This window comes from Streptomyces sp. bgisy159 (assembly GCF_057707805.1).
The window spans coordinates 173,383-192,333 of the sequence record NZ_JBYIQX010000010.1; the positions used below are offsets into that span (position 1 = coordinate 173,383).

14 protein-coding genes are annotated in these 18,951 nt (G+C 73.6%); 5 read left to right on the plus strand and 9 right to left on the minus strand.

The window, feature by feature from the left end; genetic code table 11:
• Positions 1 to 204 precede the first annotated feature (204 nt).
• The gene (locus AC3ET3_RS13150; protein ID WP_432156284.1) at positions 205 to 2,457 is read left to right on the plus strand and encodes an MMPL family transporter; all 2,253 of its coding nucleotides are present in this window, start codon (positions 205 to 207) and stop codon (positions 2,455 to 2,457) included.
• Between the two features lie 98 nt (positions 2,458 to 2,555).
• Here AC3ET3_RS13150 and AC3ET3_RS13155 read toward each other — a convergent pair whose 3' ends face one another.
• On the minus strand, positions 2,556 to 3,098 hold the full coding sequence (locus AC3ET3_RS13155; protein ID WP_435612166.1) for a hypothetical protein: 543 nt from the start codon (positions 3,096 to 3,098) through the stop codon (positions 2,556 to 2,558).
• Positions 3,099 to 3,411: 313 nt separating this feature from the next.
• Between AC3ET3_RS13155 and AC3ET3_RS13160 the strand changes: the two genes are divergently transcribed.
• Entirely contained in the window at positions 3,412 to 4,278 is an 867-nt protein-coding gene (locus AC3ET3_RS13160) for a phosphotransferase enzyme family protein (RefSeq protein ID WP_432156286.1), read from the plus strand.
• A 33-nt stretch (positions 4,279 to 4,311) separates the two neighbouring features.
• Here the strand turns inward: AC3ET3_RS13160 and AC3ET3_RS13165 are convergent, their stop codons facing one another.
• From AC3ET3_RS13165 to AC3ET3_RS13180, 4 genes are all read right to left on the minus strand, one after another.
• Positions 4,312 to 5,034, minus strand: a complete 723-nt coding sequence (locus tag AC3ET3_RS13165) for a 3'-5' exonuclease (RefSeq protein ID WP_432135785.1) — start codon at positions 5,032 to 5,034, stop codon at positions 4,312 to 4,314.
• A 109-nt stretch (positions 5,035 to 5,143) separates the two neighbouring features.
• Positions 5,144 to 6,382 (minus strand): DUF5919 domain-containing protein, encoded by a 1,239-nt coding sequence (locus tag AC3ET3_RS13170; protein WP_432135786.1) that lies wholly within the window; start codon positions 6,380 to 6,382, stop codon positions 5,144 to 5,146.
• Positions 6,383 to 6,489: 107 nt separating this feature from the next.
• Positions 6,490 to 7,803, minus strand: coding sequence for a copper amine oxidase (locus tag AC3ET3_RS13175; RefSeq protein ID WP_432156287.1), 1,314 nt, complete (start codon positions 7,801 to 7,803; stop codon positions 6,490 to 6,492).
• A 73-nt stretch (positions 7,804 to 7,876) separates the two neighbouring features.
• A complete protein-coding gene (locus AC3ET3_RS13180) occupies positions 7,877 to 8,683 on the minus strand; it encodes a Tat pathway signal sequence domain protein (protein ID WP_435612167.1) in 807 nt (268 codons plus the stop codon).
• A gap of 191 nt (positions 8,684 to 8,874) precedes the next feature.
• On the opposite strand from AC3ET3_RS13180, the gene glgX reads away from it, so the two are divergent.
• The 3 genes from glgX (at position 8,875) to AC3ET3_RS13195 (ending at position 15,087) form a co-directional block, all read left to right on the plus strand.
• Complete coding sequence (gene glgX, locus AC3ET3_RS13185) at positions 8,875 to 10,980, plus strand: glycogen debranching protein GlgX (protein ID WP_432135789.1); 2,106 nt, start codon at positions 8,875 to 8,877, stop codon at positions 10,978 to 10,980.
• Between the two features lie 152 nt (positions 10,981 to 11,132).
• Positions 11,133 to 13,565, plus strand: coding sequence for a malto-oligosyltrehalose synthase (treY, locus tag AC3ET3_RS13190; RefSeq protein WP_432135790.1), 2,433 nt, complete (start codon positions 11,133 to 11,135; stop codon positions 13,563 to 13,565).
• A 256-nt stretch (positions 13,566 to 13,821) separates the two neighbouring features.
• The gene (locus AC3ET3_RS13195) at positions 13,822 to 15,087 is read left to right on the plus strand and encodes a M14 family zinc carboxypeptidase (protein ID WP_432135791.1); all 1,266 of its coding nucleotides are present in this window, start codon (positions 13,822 to 13,824) and stop codon (positions 15,085 to 15,087) included.
• A 274-nt stretch (positions 15,088 to 15,361) separates the two neighbouring features.
• On the opposite strand, the gene AC3ET3_RS13200 is transcribed toward AC3ET3_RS13195, so the two are convergent.
• The 4 genes from AC3ET3_RS13200 to AC3ET3_RS13215 form a co-directional block, all read right to left on the minus strand.
• The gene (locus AC3ET3_RS13200; protein WP_435612168.1) at positions 15,362 to 15,808 is read right to left on the minus strand and encodes an SSI family serine proteinase inhibitor; all 447 of its coding nucleotides are present in this window, start codon (positions 15,806 to 15,808) and stop codon (positions 15,362 to 15,364) included.
• On the minus strand, positions 15,805 to 17,157 hold the full coding sequence (locus AC3ET3_RS13205; RefSeq protein ID WP_432135924.1) for a M14 family zinc carboxypeptidase: 1,353 nt from the start codon (positions 17,155 to 17,157) through the stop codon (positions 15,805 to 15,807). The genes AC3ET3_RS13200 and AC3ET3_RS13205 overlap by 4 nt, the downstream gene beginning before the upstream one ends.
• Positions 17,158 to 17,347: 190 nt before the next feature.
• Complete coding sequence (locus tag AC3ET3_RS13210; RefSeq protein WP_435612169.1) at positions 17,348 to 17,899, minus strand: FHA domain-containing protein; 552 nt, start codon at positions 17,897 to 17,899, stop codon at positions 17,348 to 17,350.
• Between the two features lie 146 nt (positions 17,900 to 18,045).
• Positions 18,046 to 18,783 carry a VC0807 family protein gene (locus AC3ET3_RS13215; protein ID WP_432135794.1) on the minus strand — a complete coding sequence of 246 codons (738 nt, stop codon included), beginning with the start codon at positions 18,781 to 18,783 and terminating at the stop codon, positions 18,046 to 18,048.
• Positions 18,784 to 18,951: the final 168 nt, after the last annotated feature.

Consider the following 18,951-nt stretch of genomic DNA (forward strand, 5'->3'; position numbering starts at 1 on the left):
AACCCTGATCACCTTCCCTCGGCACCCCGATAGATGTAAGGGCCCGTTGTCCTCCCCAGCGGTGATACGGCGGCGTGCGGAGGGAGGAGGCGGGTTCCCCCGGGTTCACCGGGCAGTACGACGAGATGGCTTTATCCCGCGCATACCTTCGATACACACGGTGGCGGCAGGGGGTCGTCACGACAGATGAGGGGGCAGCCCGTCATGGGGAACCAGACAACGCGGGTGCGGGGCCTCGCCGCCCGGGCCGGCGGCTGGAGTGCTCGGCACCGATGGGCGGCCGTCGGGATCTGGGTGCTGTTCGTCGTACTGGCGATGGGGCTCGGTTCGGCGGCGGGCCGGGTCGACGTCAAGGACAGCGACCAGCTCCAGGGCGAGACGCACACCGCCGCGAAGATCATCGAGGATTCCGGGATCGAGGAGCCCGCGAGCGAGACGGTCCTGATCCAGGGCAGGGACGGGCTGAAGGCCACCGACGGGGAGTTCCGGCAGGCCGTCCAGTCGGTGATGAAGGCCGTCGAGGGCACCGGGAAGGTCACGGACGTCACCTCGCCGTACGACACCGAGACCATCTCCGGGGACGGGCGCAGCGCGCTCGTCCAGTTCGACATGACCGGCGACCCGGAGACCGCCGGCGAGCGGGTGCAGCCCGTCCTCGACGCGGTCGCCCAGGTGCAGAAGGAGCACGCCGACACGCTGCGGATCGAGGAGATCGGCGGCGCCAGCATGCGCAAGACGTTCGACGACGCGTTCGGGGACGACTTCCAGAAGGCCGAGTACTCCGCGGTGCCGGTGGCGTTCGGCATTCTGCTGATCGCCTTCGGCGCGCTGGTGGCGGCGCTGCTGCCGGTCCTGCTGGCCATCACCGCGATCATGGCGACGATGGGTCTGATGGGCGTCGTCAGCCATGCGATGCCGATGAGCGACACCGCCAACTCGGTGATGCTGCTGGTGGGTCTGGCCGTCGGCGTGGACTACTGCCTGTTCTATCTGCGCCGGGAACGCGAGGAGCGGGCCGCCGGCCGGGACGCGCAGACCGCCCTCCGGGTCGCCGCCGCCACCAGTGGCCGGGCGATCATCGTCTCCGGTGTCACGGTGTGCGTGGCGATGGCGGGCATGCTGTTCACCGGCCTCGCCGAGTTCGAGGCGATGGGTCTGGCCTCGCTGATCGTCGTCGCGGTCGCCATGGTCGGCTCGGTGACCGTACTGCCGGCGCTGCTGTCGCTGCTGGGCGAGCGGGTGGAGAAGGGCCGCATACCGTTCCTGCGGCGTCGGACGCGCAAGGGCGACGGCGGCAGCCGGTTCTGGTCGGCCGTGCTGAAGGGCGTGCTGGCCAAGCCGGTGGTGTCCGTGCTGGTCGCGACGGGCGCGCTGCTGGCGATCGCCGCGCCGGCGGTCGGCATGAAGACGCAGCAGCTGACGCTGGACCAGGAGTTCGGCGACTCGCTGCCCATCGTGCAGACGTACAACCGGGTCAACGAGTCCTTCCCGGGCGGTACCGAGCCGGCCGAGGTCGTCGTCAAGGCCGAGGACATCAACGCGCCGGAGGTGCGGTCCGCGCTCGCCGACTTCCGCGAGCGGGCGATCAGTTCGGGTGCCTCGCGCGGCCCCGTCGAGATCAAGCTGCACGACGCGCAGAACGTCGCCTTCGTCTACGTCCCGCTGGTCGGCGGCTCCGACCTGGACAAGGCGGGGGCGAGCCTGGACAAGCTGCGCGACGAGGTGCGGCCCGCCACGCTCGGCAAGGTCGACGGCGTGCAGGCGCCGATCACCGGTCAGGTCGCCGGCTCGCAGGACTTCAACGACCAGCTCGTGGGGTCCGTGGTCCCGGTCTTCGTCTTCGTGGTGGTCTTCGCCTTCGTGCTCATGCTGCTGTCCTTCCGCTCGCTGACCGTGGCGATCACCTCGATCGTGCTCAACCTGCTGTCGGTGGGCGCCGCGTACGGCATCCTCGTCGGGGTCTTCCAGCACGGCTGGGGCGCGTCGCTGGTGGGTGCGGAGGGCGTGGGTGCCATCGTCACCTGGCTGCCGCTGTTCCTCTTCGTGATCCTGTTCGGCCTGTCGATGGACTACCACGTGTTCGTGGTGTCCCGGATCCGCGAGGCGCGGCTGCGGGGCCGTACGACGAAGGACGCGATCGCGCACGGCGTGGTCACCACGGCCGGGGTGGTCACCAGCGCCGCCGTCATCATGGTCGCCGTGTTCGCGATCTTCGGGACGCTGTCCATGCAGTCGATGAAGCAGATGGGCGTGGGCCTGGCTGCCGCGGTGCTGATCGACGCGACGGTGATCCGGGGCGTGCTGCTGCCGGCGGTGATGGCCCTGCTGGGCGAGCGCAACTGGTACCTGCCGAAGTGGCTGCACCGGCTGCCCGACCTCACCCACGACGAGGCGCCGGAGGCCGTGGCCCACGGCGACGCGGTGCGGGACGACGAGGGCGAGCGCGTAGGCGTCTGACCGCCCGGTCAACGTCCCCCGGGCCCGCCGGACTCCGAACAGGAGCCGGCGGGCCCTTCGTTCGCGTCGTACGGCGCGGGCGGGGGCGAGTTCCGCCCTCAGCCGCTCTGGGCGGCGCTCAGCCGGTCCACCTGCTTGCCGATGAGAGCGAGCGGGAACTGCGCTCTCGCGTCCACGTTCAGTTTGTGGAAGTCCACGACGGTGGTGCCGGTCCGGACGAGGACGTGGTGCGCGTCGCGCTGTCCTCCCCCGTCCGGCAGCTGCGAGATCAGGTGGAAGCTGAGGGCTTCGTCGCCCAGCGCGGGGGCCTTCTCCACGGTGACCTCGGCCGCGTACTCCCCGGCCCAGGCGACTCCGGTGAACGACTTGCAGGTCTTCAGCGAGTCACGAGCGGCCCGGAACTCCTCCCGCGCCGTCGCCTCCGGGTAGGAGGCGAGGAGGGAGTCCCCGCCCCAGATGTCGTCCACCCAGTTGAAGGTCTGCCCCACGACGGCGGACGCGGTCTCCCCTGTCATCACGTCGAGCAGGCGCTCGCACGACGCGTCGGAGACCGGCGGGAACGTCTGCCGGCCGCTGCTCAGCCGCTGTACCGGAGCACTGTGCGAGTTCGGGACCTCGCTCTCGGGCAGCGCCAGAGCCATGAGGCGCTCCGCGGTCAGCGCAGGCCTCCCGCTGCGCACACCGGACGGCGTCGTGACCGTCGGAGACGCGGCGGGCTCCTGGCCGCTCCCGGAGGAGCAGCCGGGGACGAGCAGAGCCCCGGCCAGCGCCACCGCGGCCGTTAACGCCGATCGGTTCCTGAGCAGAGTCATGCGTGCCCCCCTGGGCTTGTCCGGTACGAGACAGGCGAACGCTAGCGGGCCCAGGTGACCGCACCGGCGCCGGGTCGTCCCCGATGGCGCCGGATGCGAGACTGCCGTCGAGTGGCCGCCGGCGGTGGGAGGGAGACGGGCGATGGACGAGGCGCGGGCGCGGGAGGTTCTGGCCGGGGCCGGGGTGCTTCCGGAGACCGCCGGGGGCGCACACCTGCTCGCCCTCGGGGAGAACGCGGTTTTCGCCGCCGGTGAGCTGGTCGTCAAGGTGGGACGGGACGACGCGGAACTGCTCGACCGGGCGCGGCGGGAGGTGGCCGTCGCCGGCTGGCTGGCGGAGGCCGGGGTGCCGGCCGTCCGCGCGGCCGGTTCCGAGCCCCTGCTGGTGGCGGGTCACCCGGTGACGGTGTGGCATCGGCTGCCCGATCCGGTGCGGCCCGCCGAGCCGCAGGACCTGGCCGGGCTGCTGCGCGCGGTGCACGCCCTGCCCGCCCCCTCGTTCGCGTTGCCGCCGCGCGATCTGCTGTCCGGGGTCGAGCGCTGGCTGCGGCTCGCCGGCGAGGCGATCGACCCGGCGGACGCGGCGTATCTGCGCGAGCGCCGGGACGGTTTCGCGGCGGCCGCCGCCACGCTGACGCCGCACCTGCCGCCCGGGCCGGTCCACGGCGACGCCCTGCCGCGCAACGTGCACATCGGGCCGGACGGCCCGGTCCTGGTCGACCTGGAGACCTTCTCCTTCGACCTGCGCGAGCACGACCTGGTGGTCATGGCCCTCTCCCGCGACCGTTACGGCCTGCCCGGCGAGGCGTACGAAGCCTTCGCCACGGCCTACGGCTGGGACGTGCGGGAGTGGGAGGGCTGTACGGTCCTGCGCGGCGCCCGCGAGACGGCGAGCTGCGCCTGGGTGGCCCAGCACGCACCGGGCAACCCGAAGGCACGGGCGGAGTTCGGGCGGAGGGTGGCGTCCCTGCGGGACGGGGACGAGACCGTGCGGTGGTACGCGTTCTGAGCCTGCCGAGGCCCGCCTGACGGGGTGGTCCCCTCACACCGTCTCGTCGGCCAACTCCCGCACCGGCCACGCCCCGTCCACCACGGCCGCGGCGTCCCCCTTGCGGCGCAGGAAGTCCTGGAAGTCGGAAGCCCACTGCGCGTACCACTCGATCTGGCAGCGGTGCAGCTCCGCGGGGCCGAGCGCCGCGACCTTGGGGTGCCGGGCGGCTATCGCGCGGGCGAGGCGGGCCGCGGCGAGCGCGTCGGCGGAGGCGTCATGGGCGGAGTCCAGGGCGATGCCGTATTCCGCGCAGACCGCTTCGAGGTTGCGCTTGCCGCGGCGGTAGCGGTCGGCCCAGCGGTCGATGGTGTACGGGTCGACGACGGGCGCCGGGTCGAGGCCGCCCAGACGTTCGCGCAGCGAGGGCAGCGCGTACCGCCGCAGTTCGGCGGAGAGCAGGGTGAGGTCGAAGGCCGCGTTGTAGGCGACGACCGGGACTCCCGTCCTCCAGTAGCCCACGAGGGCGTCGGCGACGGTGTCGGCGACCTCGTCGGCCGGGCGGCCCTCGGCGGTCGCGCGCTCGTTGCTGATGCCGTGGACCGCGACGGCGTCCGCCGGGATCTCCACCCCCGGGTCGGCCAGCCACTCCCGGTGTCCCAGCACCTGTCCGCCCCGGACCTCGATGACGGCCGCCGTCACGATGCGCGCCTCGCGCGGATCGGTGCCGGTCGTCTCCAGGTCGAAGCCGATCAGCAGCTCCCGGTGCCAGGCCATGGTGGCCCCCCTTCTTGGTGGTGCTTCCCCCAGTGGTCTCCACCTTCGCATGCGCCACTGACAATCAGAGGACCGGCTTCCGCTTGTGCGCCCGACCCGGTGGGACAGTTCAGGACACGGGGCGCGAATCCACCCAACCCAGCTCGAACTCCTCGCGGTACGCCGCGAAGAGACCCCCTTCGCCGACCTCGCCCGGCTTGACCACCCGGTCGCCGTTGCGCAGCACCAGCACCGGCGCCTCCATGCCCCGCATGCGGCGCAGGTAGGACTGCACCACGCCGACGCCGTCGGAGCCGTCGCCGTCCACCAGGTAGGCGGTGAAGCGGGGGGTGTCGTCGTACACCTGGATCTGGAAGGCACCGGGGTCGCGCAGCCGGGCGCGGACCCGGCGCATGTGCAGGATGTTCATCTCGACCGCCCGGCTCAGCTCGCCCCGCTTGATGCCGAGTTCCCGCTCGCGCCGCTTGACCGCGCTGGAGGCCGGGTTGAGGAACAGCAGCCGCACCCGGCAGCCGTCGTCGGCGAGACGGACCAGGCGGCGGCCGGAGAAGTTCTGCACGAGCAGGTTCAGGCCGATGCCGATGGCGTCGATCCGGCGGGCCCCGTCGAAGATGTCCTCGGCGGGGAACTGCCGCAGCAGCCGCACCCGGTCGGGGTGTACGGCGACCACGTCGGCGTACCGGTCGCCGACCAGGTCCTCGACGGCGTCGACCGGCAGCCGGCGCGCGGAGGGGGCGTTCCCGCCGGTGCCCAGCATCTCCAGCAGCCGTGCGGAGGCCCGCTCGGCCTGGCTCAGCACCGCCTCCGACAGCGCCCGGTTGCGGGAGACCACGTTGCGGGTCACCTCCAGCTCGTCGAGGGCCAGTTCGACGTCCCGGCGGTCGTCCAGGTAGGGCTGGAAGCACGGCCAGTGCTGCACCATCAGCTCGCGCAGCTGGGGCAGGGTCAGGAAGGAGATGACGTTGTCGTCGGCCGGGTCGAGCAAGTAGCCCTTGCGGCGGCTGACCTCGCGGACGGCGACGGCGCGCTGGACCCACTCCTGGCCGGCCGGTCCGGCGGCGGCGACCACCCAGTCGTCGCCGTGGACGGGTTCGTACACTGGCCGCAGAACGGCGGCGACGACGGCGCGCAGCCGTTGTTCGACGAGGTTGAGCCATATGTAGGCCCGGCCGGCCCGCTGCGCGCGGGTGCGCACCTCGCGCCAGGCCTCCGCGTCCCAGTCCAGCTCCGGTCCGATGGCTCCCGTCTCCATCGGCCGGGCCAGGGACACCGTCCCGGGCGGGACGTCTGCGGAGCCTCCCTCGTGACCCTCGTCACCAGGGGGCAGCTCCAGCCCTCCCGAGCCCACCCGCGCACCGCCTTCCGCTCCCCCGAGCTCTCCCCGTCCCAACGATCAAGGAAGGGTACTCCGCGAGCGGCGGGCGGTGCAGCCGGATGGACAGGGTCGTTGCCCAACTACTCCTGTTCCGCTTGGCCGTTCTGGCCCGCGAGGGCGGGCGGCGTGAGCGGATTCATAGCGGTGACGTCGCGGGGGGCGATGGCGAAGCCCTGCCAGTGGACGGGCATGGGCTGCTGGTCCTCGTCGCGCGCGATGTGGTGGAAGCCGACGTTCACCCAGGCCACGGGGTGCGTGAGGGTCTGGCCGTCGACCCACGTGTCGACCGAGTCGCCGTGCCCGGCACCGCAGTCGAGCGGGTTGCGGCTGGCGTACTGCTCGCACCCGTTGTACTCGGTGAAGTAGACGTCGTGCCGGGTGAAGGGCCGGCCCGGGTAGGCGGCGCCGGCTCCCGGGACGATCTCGTACGAGCGCGGGTGGCCGTCCTTGTTGCGGCCGGCCGTGCTGACCACCCGCCACCAGCGCATGGCCCGGGCGTCACCGGCGAGTTCCTTGGTGACGGCGGTGCGGCGGGTCGTGGCGGTGGGTCCCTGCTGCCCGGAGCCGGGCGGACTGACCACCGAGTCGTACTGCTCGACCGCGGTGCGGGAGGAACCGTCGAGGCCGAAGTCGAGCCGCCAGAAGACGTTGTGGCTGTGGCTGGTGGCGTACGACGCGGCGCCGTCGCCGATCGGCCAGCCGCGGCCGTCGCCGGCGTCGTAGTCGTAGGGCGAGAGGCTGCCGGTGGCACCGACGTTCATGTGGATCACGCCGTCGTCGGAGAACCGCCACTCCGTCAGGTACTCGTACCAGCCGACCTTGTTGACGGTGTAGACCAGCATGTCCGTGCCCTGCGCCTGGTACGCCCGGTCCGGTGTGTCGGACTGCATGCGGTAGGCGTGGCCGCGCGAACGGGTGGTCGTGCACAGGCCCTTGACGTCCGGGTGGTCGGCGTCGAAGGCCTGCGGAACCCTGATCGTCCTGATGGTGCCGCCGGGGCACTCGGCGGGGGCCAGGTTCACCAGGCCGGAGCCGAAGTTGTAGTCGGTGATGTCGTTGTACTCGTTGGAGCCGTCGTCGTAGGGCACGTGGATCTGCGCGATCCTGGCGGTGTTGAGGACCCTGATCGGGCGGGGCTCGCCGGGCGGCTGGTAGGTGACGTCATGCAGGATCAGCCCCGATCTGGCCTCGTAGCTCCAGCACATCCGCCAGCTGGTGCCGGAGGCGAGCTTCTGCTCGATGCGGTAGGCCGGGGAACAGTCCCACTTGGTCCCGGCGGGCGGCGGTGCGGCGGCGGCCGGGTCCGCGCCGGTCGTCACACAGGCGGCCAGCGCGGCCACGGACAGGGCGATGGCCGCCGTCGAGCGGGCTCGGCCGGTGGTGTTCACGCGCATGAGGACATGACTCCCTGGATGGCTCTTCGGCATACGAGCGGACGGACAGGAGATGAGCGGGTCGAGCGGGCGGTCAGTGCGCGAGCCGGACGACCGTGCGGGCGCTGAGGTCGACCACCAGGGACCGGGCGTCGATCCAGGGCCCGTTGCGCACCTTCGGCAGCAGCCGCGCGCAGCGGTGCTCGCCGCACCGGTCCAGGGCGGCGGGCTGGGCGCCGGGAACGGACCGGTAGACCATGGCGGCCGACAGCAGCTGGTCCGGCCCGGTCAGCTCGCGCCCGGTCGCGTCCCGGTAGTCGGCCCTGAGGCCGGCGCCGAGCGGGTCGGCGATCAGCAGCCGGGCCGCCTCGGTCTGTTCCTCGGGGCTCAGGGGTGGCTGGATGCCCTTGCGCCGGGTGGTCGACTCGACCCTGCCGGTGGCGATGTCCACCGTCCGGGTGATGAGGGTGTCGCTGCCGTAGTCGTAGAAGGTGACGGTGGCGCGGCGTGCCGCGCCCGGAGCGTCGCCGTCGCCGCTCGGCGGCGCGGCCAGGTCGACGCCGAGGGGCTGCGGGCCGCGCTCGCCCCCGACGTCCTCGCCGTCGGCCCGCAGCTGCCGGTCGAGCGCGATCCGCTCGGCCTTGCGGGTCTCGTCGGCGGTCAGCGGGTCGGTGCCGGTGCCGCCCGTCCCCTGCCGCGGTGCGGGTGCGACGACTCCGGGAGGTACCGCGGTGCCCTGCTGCCCGCCCTGCTGCCGGGTCGTGCTCCGCCCGCCGGGCCGGTCGCCGTCCGCTCCCGCCTTGTCCGGCAAGGTGATCGCCGCCATCAGTGCCGTCCCGGCCACCGCTATGGCCGTACCCGCCACCACCTTCCCCAGGTGGCGGCGTACCGTCGTACGCACGATGTCCCCCTACTCCCCCTGTGTCCCCGGGAGTACGCGTCTGCCCCACTGGTTCGGCACGCGCCGTACGACGGCCCGTGCCCGGTCGGCCGGTAAGAGGGGCGCGGGGCGGGGGTGGTTCCCTCACTTTCGGGGAGACTCGGAGCCGAAGGCGCCCCCCGCGGCGCGCAACACCTGGAAGAGTCGTATCCATGCAGGTCTGGCCTGGAGAGGCGTATCCCCTCGGCGCCACGTACGACGGCGCCGGCACGAACTTCGCGGTCTTCACGGAGGCCGCGGACCGAGTAGAGCTGTGTCTGCTGCACGACGACGGCTCGGAGACGGCGGTGGAACTGCGCGAGAGCGACGCGTTCGTCCGGCACGCGTATCTGCCGGGTGTCATGCCCGGGCAGCGTTACGGCTACCGGGTGCACGGCCCGTACGACCCCGGTCGCGGGCTGCGCTGCAACTCGGCGAAGCTGCTGCTGGACCCGTACGCGAAGGCGATCAGCGGGTCGATCAGGTGGGGCGAGGAGGTGTACGGCTACCACTTCGACGCACCCGAACGGCGCAACGACCTGGACTCGGCGCCGCACACGATGACGTCGGTCGTGGTCAACCCCTACTTCGACTGGGGCGACGACCGGCCGCCGCGGATCGAGTACCACCGCACGGTGATCTACGAGGCCCATGTCAAGGGCCTGACCATGCGCCACCCCGGGCTGCCGGAGGAGCTGCGCGGCACGTACGCGGCGCTGGCCCACCCGGCGATCATCGAACACCTGACGGAGCTCGGGGTCACCGCCCTGGAGCTGATGCCCGTACACCAGTTCGTCAACGACCACCGTCTGGTGGACATGGGCCTCAACAACTACTGGGGTTACAACACCATCGGCTTCTTCGCCCCGCACAACGCCTACGCCTCCTGGGGCGACCGGGGTCAGCAGGTGCTGGAGTTCAAGTCGGCGGTGCGGGCGCTGCACGAGGCGGGCATCGAGGTCATCCTCGACGTGGTCTACAACCACACCGCCGAGGGCAACCACCTGGGCCCGACCCTGTCCTTCCGGGGCATCGACAACCCGCGCTACTACCGGCTCACCGACGACCCGCGCTACTACATGGACACCACGGGCACCGGGAACTCCCTGCTCATGCGGTCCCCGCACGTACTCCAGATGATCATGGACTCGCTGCGGTACTGGGTGCTGGAGATGCGGGTCGACGGGTTCCGCTTCGATCTGGCGGCGACCCTGGCCCGGCAGTTCCACGAGGTGGACCGGCTGTCGTCGTTCTTCGACCTGGTGCAGCAGGACCCGGTCGTCTCGCAGGTGAAGCTGATCGCCGAACCGTGGGACGTCGGCGAGGGCGGCTACCAGGTGGGCAACTTCCCGCCGTTGTGGACCGAGTGGAACGGCAAGTACCGCGACACGGTCCGCGACCTGTGGCGGGGCGAACCGCGCACCCTGGCGGAGTTCGCCTCCCGGCTGACCGGCTCCTCCGACCTCTACCAGGACGACGGGCGGCGTCCGCTGGCCTCCATCAACTTCGTCACCTGCCACGACGGGTTCACCCTGCACGACCTGGTCTCCTACAACGAGAAGCACAACCAGGCCAACGGCGAGGACAACCGCGACGGCGAGAGCCACAACCGGTCGTGGAACTGCGGCGCCGAGGGCGAGACCGACGACCCGGAGGTGCTGGCGCTGCGGGCCCGCCAGATGCGCAACTTCACGGCGACGCTCATGCTGTCCCAGGGTGTGCCGATGATCAGCCACGGGGACGAGTTCGCCCGCACCCAGCAGGGCAACAACAACGCCTATTGCCAGGACAGCGAGCTGGCGTGGGTGCAGTGGCCCCGGGACGGCAGCGAACTGCTGGACTTCACGCGCGCGCTGGTGGGACTGCGCAGGGAGCATCCGGTCTTCCGGCGGCGGCGGTTCTTCCACGGCCGGGCCGTGGAGGGCACCCACGACGACCTGTCGGACATCGCCTGGTTCACCCCGGCGGGCCGCGAGATGACCCAGCGGGACTGGGACACCGCACCGGCGTCGGCGCTGACCGTGTTCCTCAACGGCAACGCGATCTCCGAGCCGGGGGCGCGGGGAGAGCGGGTCACCGACGACTCGTTCCTGCTCATGTTCAACGCCTCCCCGAAGCCGATGGAGTTCGTGGTGCCGGTGGATCACGGACGGCAGTGGCAGGTCGTGGTCGACACCGAGCACGCGGAGGTGACGGCGGACGACGGGCCGAAGGTGCAGGCAGGGGACCGGCTGACGCTCGTCGACCGCAGCATGGCGGTCCTCAGGCGACCGGCCTGACGGCCTGGGCGGGCCCGTCGGCGTTTCCGGCCGGGAGCTTCCCCGTCCGGGAGCGTTCTCCGCCAGGGCGGGCAGGCCGACGGCACCGCTTGTCGTGTGCCTTTGCGCGCTCGGGTGCACCCCGGCCGCCGGGGGCGGGTACGTACGTCCACATGACCTCTGCGCTGCCCGTCCCCGCCCCGCCCACCGCCACCTACCGGCTCCAGCTGCAGCCCGCGTTCCCCTTCGCCGCGGCGGCCGCCGCCGTGCCGTACCTCGCCTCGCTCGGGGTCTCCCACCTGCACCTGTCCCCCGTCCTGGAGGCGGTCCCCGGGTCCGTGCACGGGTATGACGTCGTCGACCCCGCGCGCGTGCGCGAGGAACTCGGGGGCGAGGCCGGCCTGCGGGAGCTGGCGCGGGTCACGCGCGAGCACGGCCTCGGACTCGTGGTGGACATCGTGCCGAACCACATGGCGATGGCGCCACGCCACAACCACGCCCTGTGGGAGGTGCTGCGGGAGGGCCCCAAGTCCCCCTACGCCCGGTGGTTCGACATCGACTGGGAGGCGCAGGGCGGGCAGGTGCTGCTGCCGCTGCTCGGCGGTCCGCTCGGCGACGAGATCGGACGGCTGACGGTCGACGGGAAGGTGCTGCGCTACTACGACCATGAGCTGCCGCTGCGCGAGGGCACCGGGGACCTGCCCCTGCCGCGGCTGCTGGACGCCCAGTGGTACCGGCCGGTGTGGTGGCGGCTGGCCCGCACGGAACTGAACTACCGGCGCTTCTTCAGCATCTCGGAGCTGATCGGGGTCCGGGTGGAGGACCCGGAGGTCTTCGAGGCCACCCACGGCACGATCCTGCGGCTGCTGAAGGAGGGCGTGTTCGACGGGCTGCGCGTCGACCACCCCGACGGCCTCGCCGACCCCGACGCCTACCTGGCCCGGCTGCACCGGGCGACCGGGGGCCGCTGGACGGTCGTGGAGAAGATCCTCTCCGACCACGAGCACCTGCCGCCCTCCTGGCCGGTCGCCGGCACCACCGGCTACGACGCGCTGCGCCGCGTCGACGGGCTGTTCGCAGACCCGGCGGGCGCCGAGGACCTGCTGGGCCACTACCGGCGCTTCGCGGCCCCGCAGACCGACCGGGGCGGCGACTGGGCGACGACGGCCCGGCGGGCGGCGTACGCGGTCCTGCGGCACGAGCTGGCCACCGAGCTGGACCGGCTCACCCGGGCGGTGGTCCGCGTGTGCGCCGCGTCCCCCGACCCGTCCCTGCGCGACCGGGCGCCCTGGGCGCTGCGCACCGCCCTGGAGGAACTGCTGGTCCGGCTGGAGGTGTACCGGCCGTACACCTCGGGCGACGCGGCCACCGTCGTCACCGAGGAGGCCGCCGAGGAGGCCCGGGAAGCCTTCGTGGTGCCGGAGGAAGCGGGCGCGGTCGACGTCGTGCGGGACCTGGTGACCGGGCGGCGCGGCGGGGACGGGCCGGAGCGCCGGGAGGTCTGCGCGCGGTTCGCCCAGACCGCGTCGGCGCTGCGCGCGAAGTCCCTGGAGGACACGGCGTTCTACCGGTACGTGCCGCTGCTGTCGGCGAACGAGGTCGGCGGCGACCCCGGCGCACCCGCCGTCTCCCCGGACGCCTTCCACGCGTACTGCGCGCGCGTGCAGCGCGACTGGCCGGACACGGGCACCGTGGCCTCCACCCACGACACCAAGCGCAGCGCCGACGTGCGGGCCGCCCTGTCGGTGCTCACCGAGTGCCCGGGGCGGTGGGCGGAGCTCCTGGCCGAGGTGACGCGGCCGGACGACGTGGCGCCGGACGGGCAGCTGGCGTGGGCGGCCTGGCAGACGGTGTTCGGACTGGGCCCTGCGGCACCGGACCGGGTCGGGCAGGCGCTGCTGAAGCATGTGCGCGAGGCCGGGCTGTACACCAGCTGGACCGAGCAGGAGCCGCCCTACGAGGACGCGGTGGCCGCGTTCGTCACGGCGGGGCCGTGCGGAGTGCCCGGCGAGCGTGTGGCCGCGCTGCGTGCCGAGCTGGACGCGCACATCCGGGCCAACGTCCTCGGCACCGCGCTGGTGCAGCTGACCATGCCGGGGGTGCCGGACGTGTACCAGGGCACCGAGCGCGAGTACCGTGCGCTGGTCGACCCGGACAACCGGCGTCCGGTGGCCTTCCCGGCGGCGGCCGTTGCCGGGGAAGGCGCCTTCGGTACGGCCCCTTCCGAAGCCGCCGTCTCCGGGGTGGAGGCGCGGACGGAGCCGGGGGAGGCCAAGGCCGCGGTGACGGCCGCCGCGCTGCGGCTGCGCCGGCGGCGGCCGGAGGTCTTCGGGACGGCGGCGACGTACGCGCCGCTGACCGCCGAGGGCCCGGCGGCGGACCACTGCCTGGCCTTCGCCCGCTCCGGCTCGGTGGTCACCGCGGTCACCCGCCTGTCCCTGCGCCTCGCCCAGGCCGGCGGCTGGCGGGACACCGTCCTGCCGCTTCCGCCGGGGCGGTGGGCGGACGTGCTGTTCCCGGAGCGGGTCTTCACGGGCCACGCGCGCGTGGCGGAGCTCTTCGAGCGCCTGCCCGTGGCGCTGCTGGAGCGCGCCGACGCCGGGTGACCGGGCCGGGGCGCGAGGGGCGCGGGGGCTGCTCGCGCCCCGGGGGTCGGCCGGGGAACTCGGTCATCGTGTCCCGGGCACGGGAGGGTGCCGTCGTCGTGCCGGGGGCGCAGGAGCACCGCCCCGGTCGACCGCCGCCGGCGGCCTCCCGGCGCGCGCTTCGAGGCGCCCCGGAGGCCGGGTCTCGTGTCCTTGACAGGGGTCGGTCCGCGTGGGGTACTGCGGAGAGCTAATCCGGGCAGGATGAGTGACGGGGGTGAGAGCGGTGCCTGAACCGCGCTACCCCACGGTGGCCGAGCTGACCTCCGCCGCCCGGGCGCTGGCAGCGCAGCGACCCGGTCTGTGCACGCTGCGGGAGGTGGGCCGGTCCCGAGCGGGCCGGCCGCTGCACCTGCTGTCCGTGGGACACACCCGGCGCGCCGTACTGGTCGTCGCCGGGGCCCACCCCAACGAGCCGACCGGCGGGGCCACCCTGCTCGCGGTGGCCGGGCGGGTGCTGCGCGAGCGGGTGTTGCGGGACGGCGTGTCCTGGCACTTCCTGCTGTGCGCGGACCCGGACGGCGCGAGCCTGCACGTCACACCCGCGCCGCGCAGCCTGCTGGAGTACCACCTCGGCTTCTACCGGCCGGCCGGCCCCGAGCAGCCGGAGTGGTCGCCGGCCCTGCTCCCCCCGGACCGCCTGCCGCCGGAGACCCGCGCCCTGACCCGGGTCATCGACCAGCTGCGGCCCTACCTCCAGGTCAGCCTGCACGGCACCGAACTGGGCGGCAGCTGGGTGCAGTTGACGAGGGACGTGCCGGGTCTCGCGGAGCCGTTCGCCAAGTCCGCGGCGGAACTGCGCATTCCGGTGGAGACCGGCGCCTCCGACGCGGCGGGGTGGCCGGCCAGCGGTCCCGGGGTGCGGGTGATGCCCGGCCCGGGGTCGGGTGCGGCGTACCCGAGCATGCCGGACGACGCCCGCCACAGCACCTGGTACCACGTGCACCGCCACGGCGGTCTGACCGCCGTCGTCGAGGTGCCGATGTGGGCGAGCGACCTGGTGGACGACCCCGCGCCGCACCCGGCCCCGGCGGCGGCGATCCGCCGTCTGGCGCACCGGCTGCTGCGGGACGGCCGGGAGGTGCGGCGCGTCCTCACGGAGGCGCTGCCCCGCCTGGAGCACGCCGAGGGGCCGCTGCTGCGGGCCGCGCGCTGGTCCCTGGAGCTGGTGCCGGGGCTGGCCGAGGACTGGATCCGGATGCCGCCGGCGGACACGACGATGGCGTACGTCGGCAGCGTGGACGCCTTCGGGCGCCGGCTGCCGCTGCGGTCGGCCGCCATGCTGCTGCGCGTCCTGCGCGAGCACGGCGACGACGCCGCGCCGCGGCTGGAGGAGCTGGTCGGCGCCTGGAGCGACGCCTTCGCGGAACGCTTCCACGCCCGCTGGGTCCCCCTGGAGCACCAGATCGAGCATCAGGCCCGCACGGTCGTGTCGACGGCGCTGCACGCCCGTGCGCTGCCCAACGCCCCGGCCGAACGCTGACGCGCCCCGCGGTCGGCCGTCGTCGAGGCGGGGCCGGCGCCTCGTCGGCGCGGCACCCGCCGGGCGGGCGCCGCTCGGCCGCGACGGGAACGGCGGGCCCCGCGACCGGCGACGGTCGCGGCGTCCGCGCACGCGGGGGCCTGCGCCCGACGGCCGAGCGGGCCACGTGGATCGGCGGCGCCCGTGGCCGGTGTACGGCCGCGACCGGGGCAGGGCCGTGGAGACCGCCCGGCCGGCCGCTCACGGTCCCGGCCCGGGGCCGCCCGCGTGGACGTCACCCGTCCAGGGCGAACACCGCCCCGGTCGTCGCCGCCATCCGGCAGGTGTTCGCGAAGGTCTCCTCGTAGCGCACCGGCCGGCCGTGCCAGCTGCCCTCCGCGCGCACGGTGACGGGGGCGTAGACGAGGGCGCAGACGGCGTCCTCGTCGGGGCGCAGGGCGCTCAGGTCGCCCTCCGCCTCGGTGAGCTGCGCGCACGCCTCCGTGGCGCGCGAGTGGCCCTGGGGCGGGTCGCACAGCAGCAGCGTGCCCCGGATGTCGCTGGAACGGGGGGTGCCCTTGGTGACGGAGAGCTGGAGCCAGTCGTCCAGCAGGCCGGCGTCGGCGGTGGCGCGGGCGTGCGCCGGGGCGGCCGTCAGCAGGACGACGGCGGTGGCGGGGAGGGCGCGGCGCAGCACGGTCGTCACGAGGGTGCGCGGTCCGCGGTGGGTGGTGTGCGTCATTCCCGGTGCATCGGCACGACGGGCCGCGCACCCCAGTCCGGCTCACCCGAACGCGCGTCGCCGGGCGGAGTGCTCCGCAGCGCCAGGTCGAACGCGGCGAGCACGACCCGCGCCTGGTACTCGGCCTGGCGGGCGACCGGGATCCAGCGGGCCCGGCAGCCGTCCCGGAGGTCGGCGCACCGGGCGTCGATCAGCCGGTCCAGCTCGGGCAGGACGGCGGCCGGGTCGGCGCCGCTCGCGGTGACGAGCTGGTGCAGCAGTCCCGCCGTACGGGCGGCCAGGCGGCGGCCGGAGATCCACAGGGCCGTCAGGTGGGCCGTGGTGAGCCGCGGCAGTGGGCGCTCGGGATCGGCGGTGGCGGGGTCCCAGGAGTCGGCGAGGCCGGGGCAGACCAGCATGTGGTCGTCGACGGGGGCGAGCAGGTGGTCAGCGCCGGGGACGCCGGTGAGCCGCGGGCGGATCCGGTCCAGGACGCTCGACAGGAGCCGGGTGTCCCGGCGCAGGGTGGCGCTGACGGCGCGCAGGACGGCGTCCCGGTCGTCGGGCGGCGAGCCGTCCTGCACGGCGGCCACGCCCCACATGGGCGCCTCGACGATCGCGGTGACCGTGCCGTGCCGCCGCGGGTGGAACCAGGTGGAGTCGACGGCCGCCTCGGTGATCGCGGCGGCCAGGCCGCCCCGGCGCGGCGGTGGGACCAGGTGGACCGCGGGGCCGAGGGGCGGCCAGTACAGGGCGTCGTAGGGGCCGAGTTCGCGCGGCACGCCGAGCCGGGCGGCGGTGTGGGCGACCCGGCGGGCCAGGCCGGGCAGGTCGCGGGTCAGTTCGACGAAGCCGCCGCCGATGTCGACGCCGTGCAGCGAGCACTGGAAGAAAGGTTTCAGTTCGTCCTGGACGGCGAGCAGTGCCCGGGTCTCCGGCAAGGTGGCCCCGTCCGGGCCGTCGGGCAGCCACTCCGGCTGCTCCAGGAAGCCCGGCCGGAAGAAGTGCCGGAAGTAGCGGTCGAGGCGGTACGGCCCGGACAGCCAGCCCTCGTTGCGGCGCAGTCCGTCGGGGTCGAGGCAGAGCAGCAGGTGCCAGGTGGCGTCGGCGCCCTCGGTCAGCCGGGGGTCGGCCAGGGCGCGCTCGGCCAGCCGCAGGGCGGTGGCCCCGCCGACCGGCTCGTTGGCGTGCGGCCCGGCGACGACCAGCGCGTGGCGGTCTCCGTGACCGACGGAAAGCAGCCACAACGGCGTGCCCGCGCGGGACGCGCCGACACGGCGCAGCCGGGCGCGGCGGGGGTGACGGGCGGCGAGCGCGACGGCCCGCGCGGTGAGCTCGTCGACGGTGGGATAGCGCGGGAGGGGCGGCAGAACACACCTCCCAAGTGCGGTGCCGGTATTGCCTGTGGCTCACCTGGTGTCGCGGCGCGCGCACAGCGGGTCATCACAGTGGGTCATGGAACGCGGGTACGTCAACACCGCGGAACAGGTTTGTCGGCCACGCGGCAGAGTTGTTTTTCGGCCACCTCGCCGCTCGGGGCGGGGCGGGCGCGCGACGCCGTCAGTTCGCCGACAGCCTGAAGGCCATCCGCCCGAAGGCCACCTGGTCACCCTCGCGGACGACGGCGGCGCCGACGACCCGGCGGCCGTTGACGGTCGTGCCGTTGGTCGATCCGAGGTCGCGCAGCACCCACAGCCCGCCCTGCAGGCTGAGTTCGGCGTGCACCCGGGAGACGGTCTCGTGGCTCAGCCGCAGCCCGTTGACGGGGTCGCGCCCGATGCGCAGCGGGTGCGCGGCGCCCGGGTGCGGCAGCAACAGCTTGGGCAGGCGTTCGGCCCGCCAGGCGTTGCGCAGCCGTACGGTGAAGCCGGAGACGGCCTCGACCGTACCGAACACCGCCCGGGCCAGGCGGTTCTCCTGAGGCAGGTCGGCGGTGAGCGCGGCGAGTTCGTCGGAGCGCCGGGCGACGAGCGCCAGCTCCATGCGCCGGATGAACGTGTCGTGCGACAGCCGACCCATGGCGACGCCGTCCCTGAGCACCTTCAGCGCTTTGTCGCGCTCCCCGTCGGACAGCCGCGCGGGGTACGTGTTGAACTCGAAAGACGACGTCACGCTGGTGATTGTCGGTCAGGGGCCCGGCGGGTGTCCAGAAGACGGGGAAACGGCCGGTGCCGGGCCCGCGCCGCGGGGCGAGGGCCGGTCCTGCCGTCCGCCTTCCGCCCGGCCTCACCGCGGCGCCGTGCGGCGGGGTGACCGTGTCACAGGCCTCCGGTCCGCGCTTCCGCGGCCGCTGCCGCTGCCGCTCGTTCCTCGCCCTTGCGGCGGGCGCGCTTGCCGTAGAGGGCGGTCCAGGTGGCGAGGGCGGCGAGGGTGCCGTAGATGAGGAAGGGACTGAGGATCACCATGGTGTCGGTGCTCAGGGTGTAGGCCAGGGCGACGCGGGCCAGGGCCTCCAGGCAGTAGGCGACGCCCCACACGGTCGTCATGGTGCGGATGGTGGCGCGGAATCCCTCGAACTCCCACAGGCCGTTCCACCAGGCGGTGGACGCGGCGGTGCCGTCGGTCGCGAACTTGCGGCCGAAGTAGAACATCAGCGGGCGCGGGGCCAGGAGGGTCGCCAGGCACAGCAGGCCGAACAGGCCCGTGACGGCGGAGTCCTTGACCAGCAGGGCCCGGGCGGAGTGGGCGCCCACGAGGGACACCACGGCGGTGATCACCAGGAAGACCAGGGTCACGACGGCGAACTCGTCGAGCCGGCGCCGCCAGACGACGTGGACGACGCTGTCGAGCACCGGCCAGACACCGCCCGCCAGCAGCGCCGCGAACTCGCTCCAGCCGTGATCGCGGAGCATGTTGTACGTGAGGATCGGAGCGACGACGTTGAGCGCGACGGTGAGGATCCAGCCGGCCGCGGCGGCGCCGCCGGACCGGGCCGGCGGTGCCGGACGTTCGTCGCTTCGGGCAGGTCGCGTGGTGACGGTGTGCTCGATGGGCACGGTTCCCCCTGAGGTGCCTGACATGAGTGATACGCCGCTAGAACGTATGGCAGGTGCGTGGCGGGAGGCCACGGGCCGCCGGCCAAATGATCACCAAGTCTCGTCGGCCGTCCCGCGCGCGTGTTCCGACATCCGCCGGTGACCCGGAGCGTTCCCCGGCGGAAAGAT

Excerpts from the sequence above, each read along its gene's own strand:
- AC3ET3_RS13160 (WP_432156286.1), top strand. The coding sequence starts at position 3,412 with ATGGACGAGGCGCGGGCGCGGGAGGTTCTGGCCGGGGCCGGGGTGCTT.
- AC3ET3_RS13165 (WP_432135785.1), bottom strand. The coding sequence starts at position 5,034 with ATGGCCTGGCACCGGGAGCTGCTGATCGGCTTCGACCTGGAGACGACC.
- glgX (WP_432135789.1), top strand. The coding sequence starts at position 8,875 with ATGCAGGTCTGGCCTGGAGAGGCGTATCCCCTCGGCGCCACGTACGAC.
- treY (WP_432135790.1), top strand. The coding sequence starts at position 11,133 with ATGACCTCTGCGCTGCCCGTCCCCGCCCCGCCCACCGCCACCTACCGG.
- AC3ET3_RS13175 (WP_432156287.1), bottom strand. The coding sequence starts at position 7,803 with ATGCGCGTGAACACCACCGGCCGAGCCCGCTCGACGGCGGCCATCGCC.
- AC3ET3_RS13200 (WP_435612168.1), bottom strand. The coding sequence starts at position 15,808 with ATGACGCACACCACCCACCGCGGACCGCGCACCCTCGTGACGACCGTG.
- AC3ET3_RS13155 (WP_435612166.1), bottom strand. The coding sequence starts at position 3,098 with ATGGCTCTGGCGCTGCCCGAGAGCGAGGTCCCGAACTCGCACAGTGCT.
- AC3ET3_RS13150 (WP_432156284.1), top strand. The coding sequence starts at position 205 with ATGGGGAACCAGACAACGCGGGTGCGGGGCCTCGCCGCCCGGGCCGGC.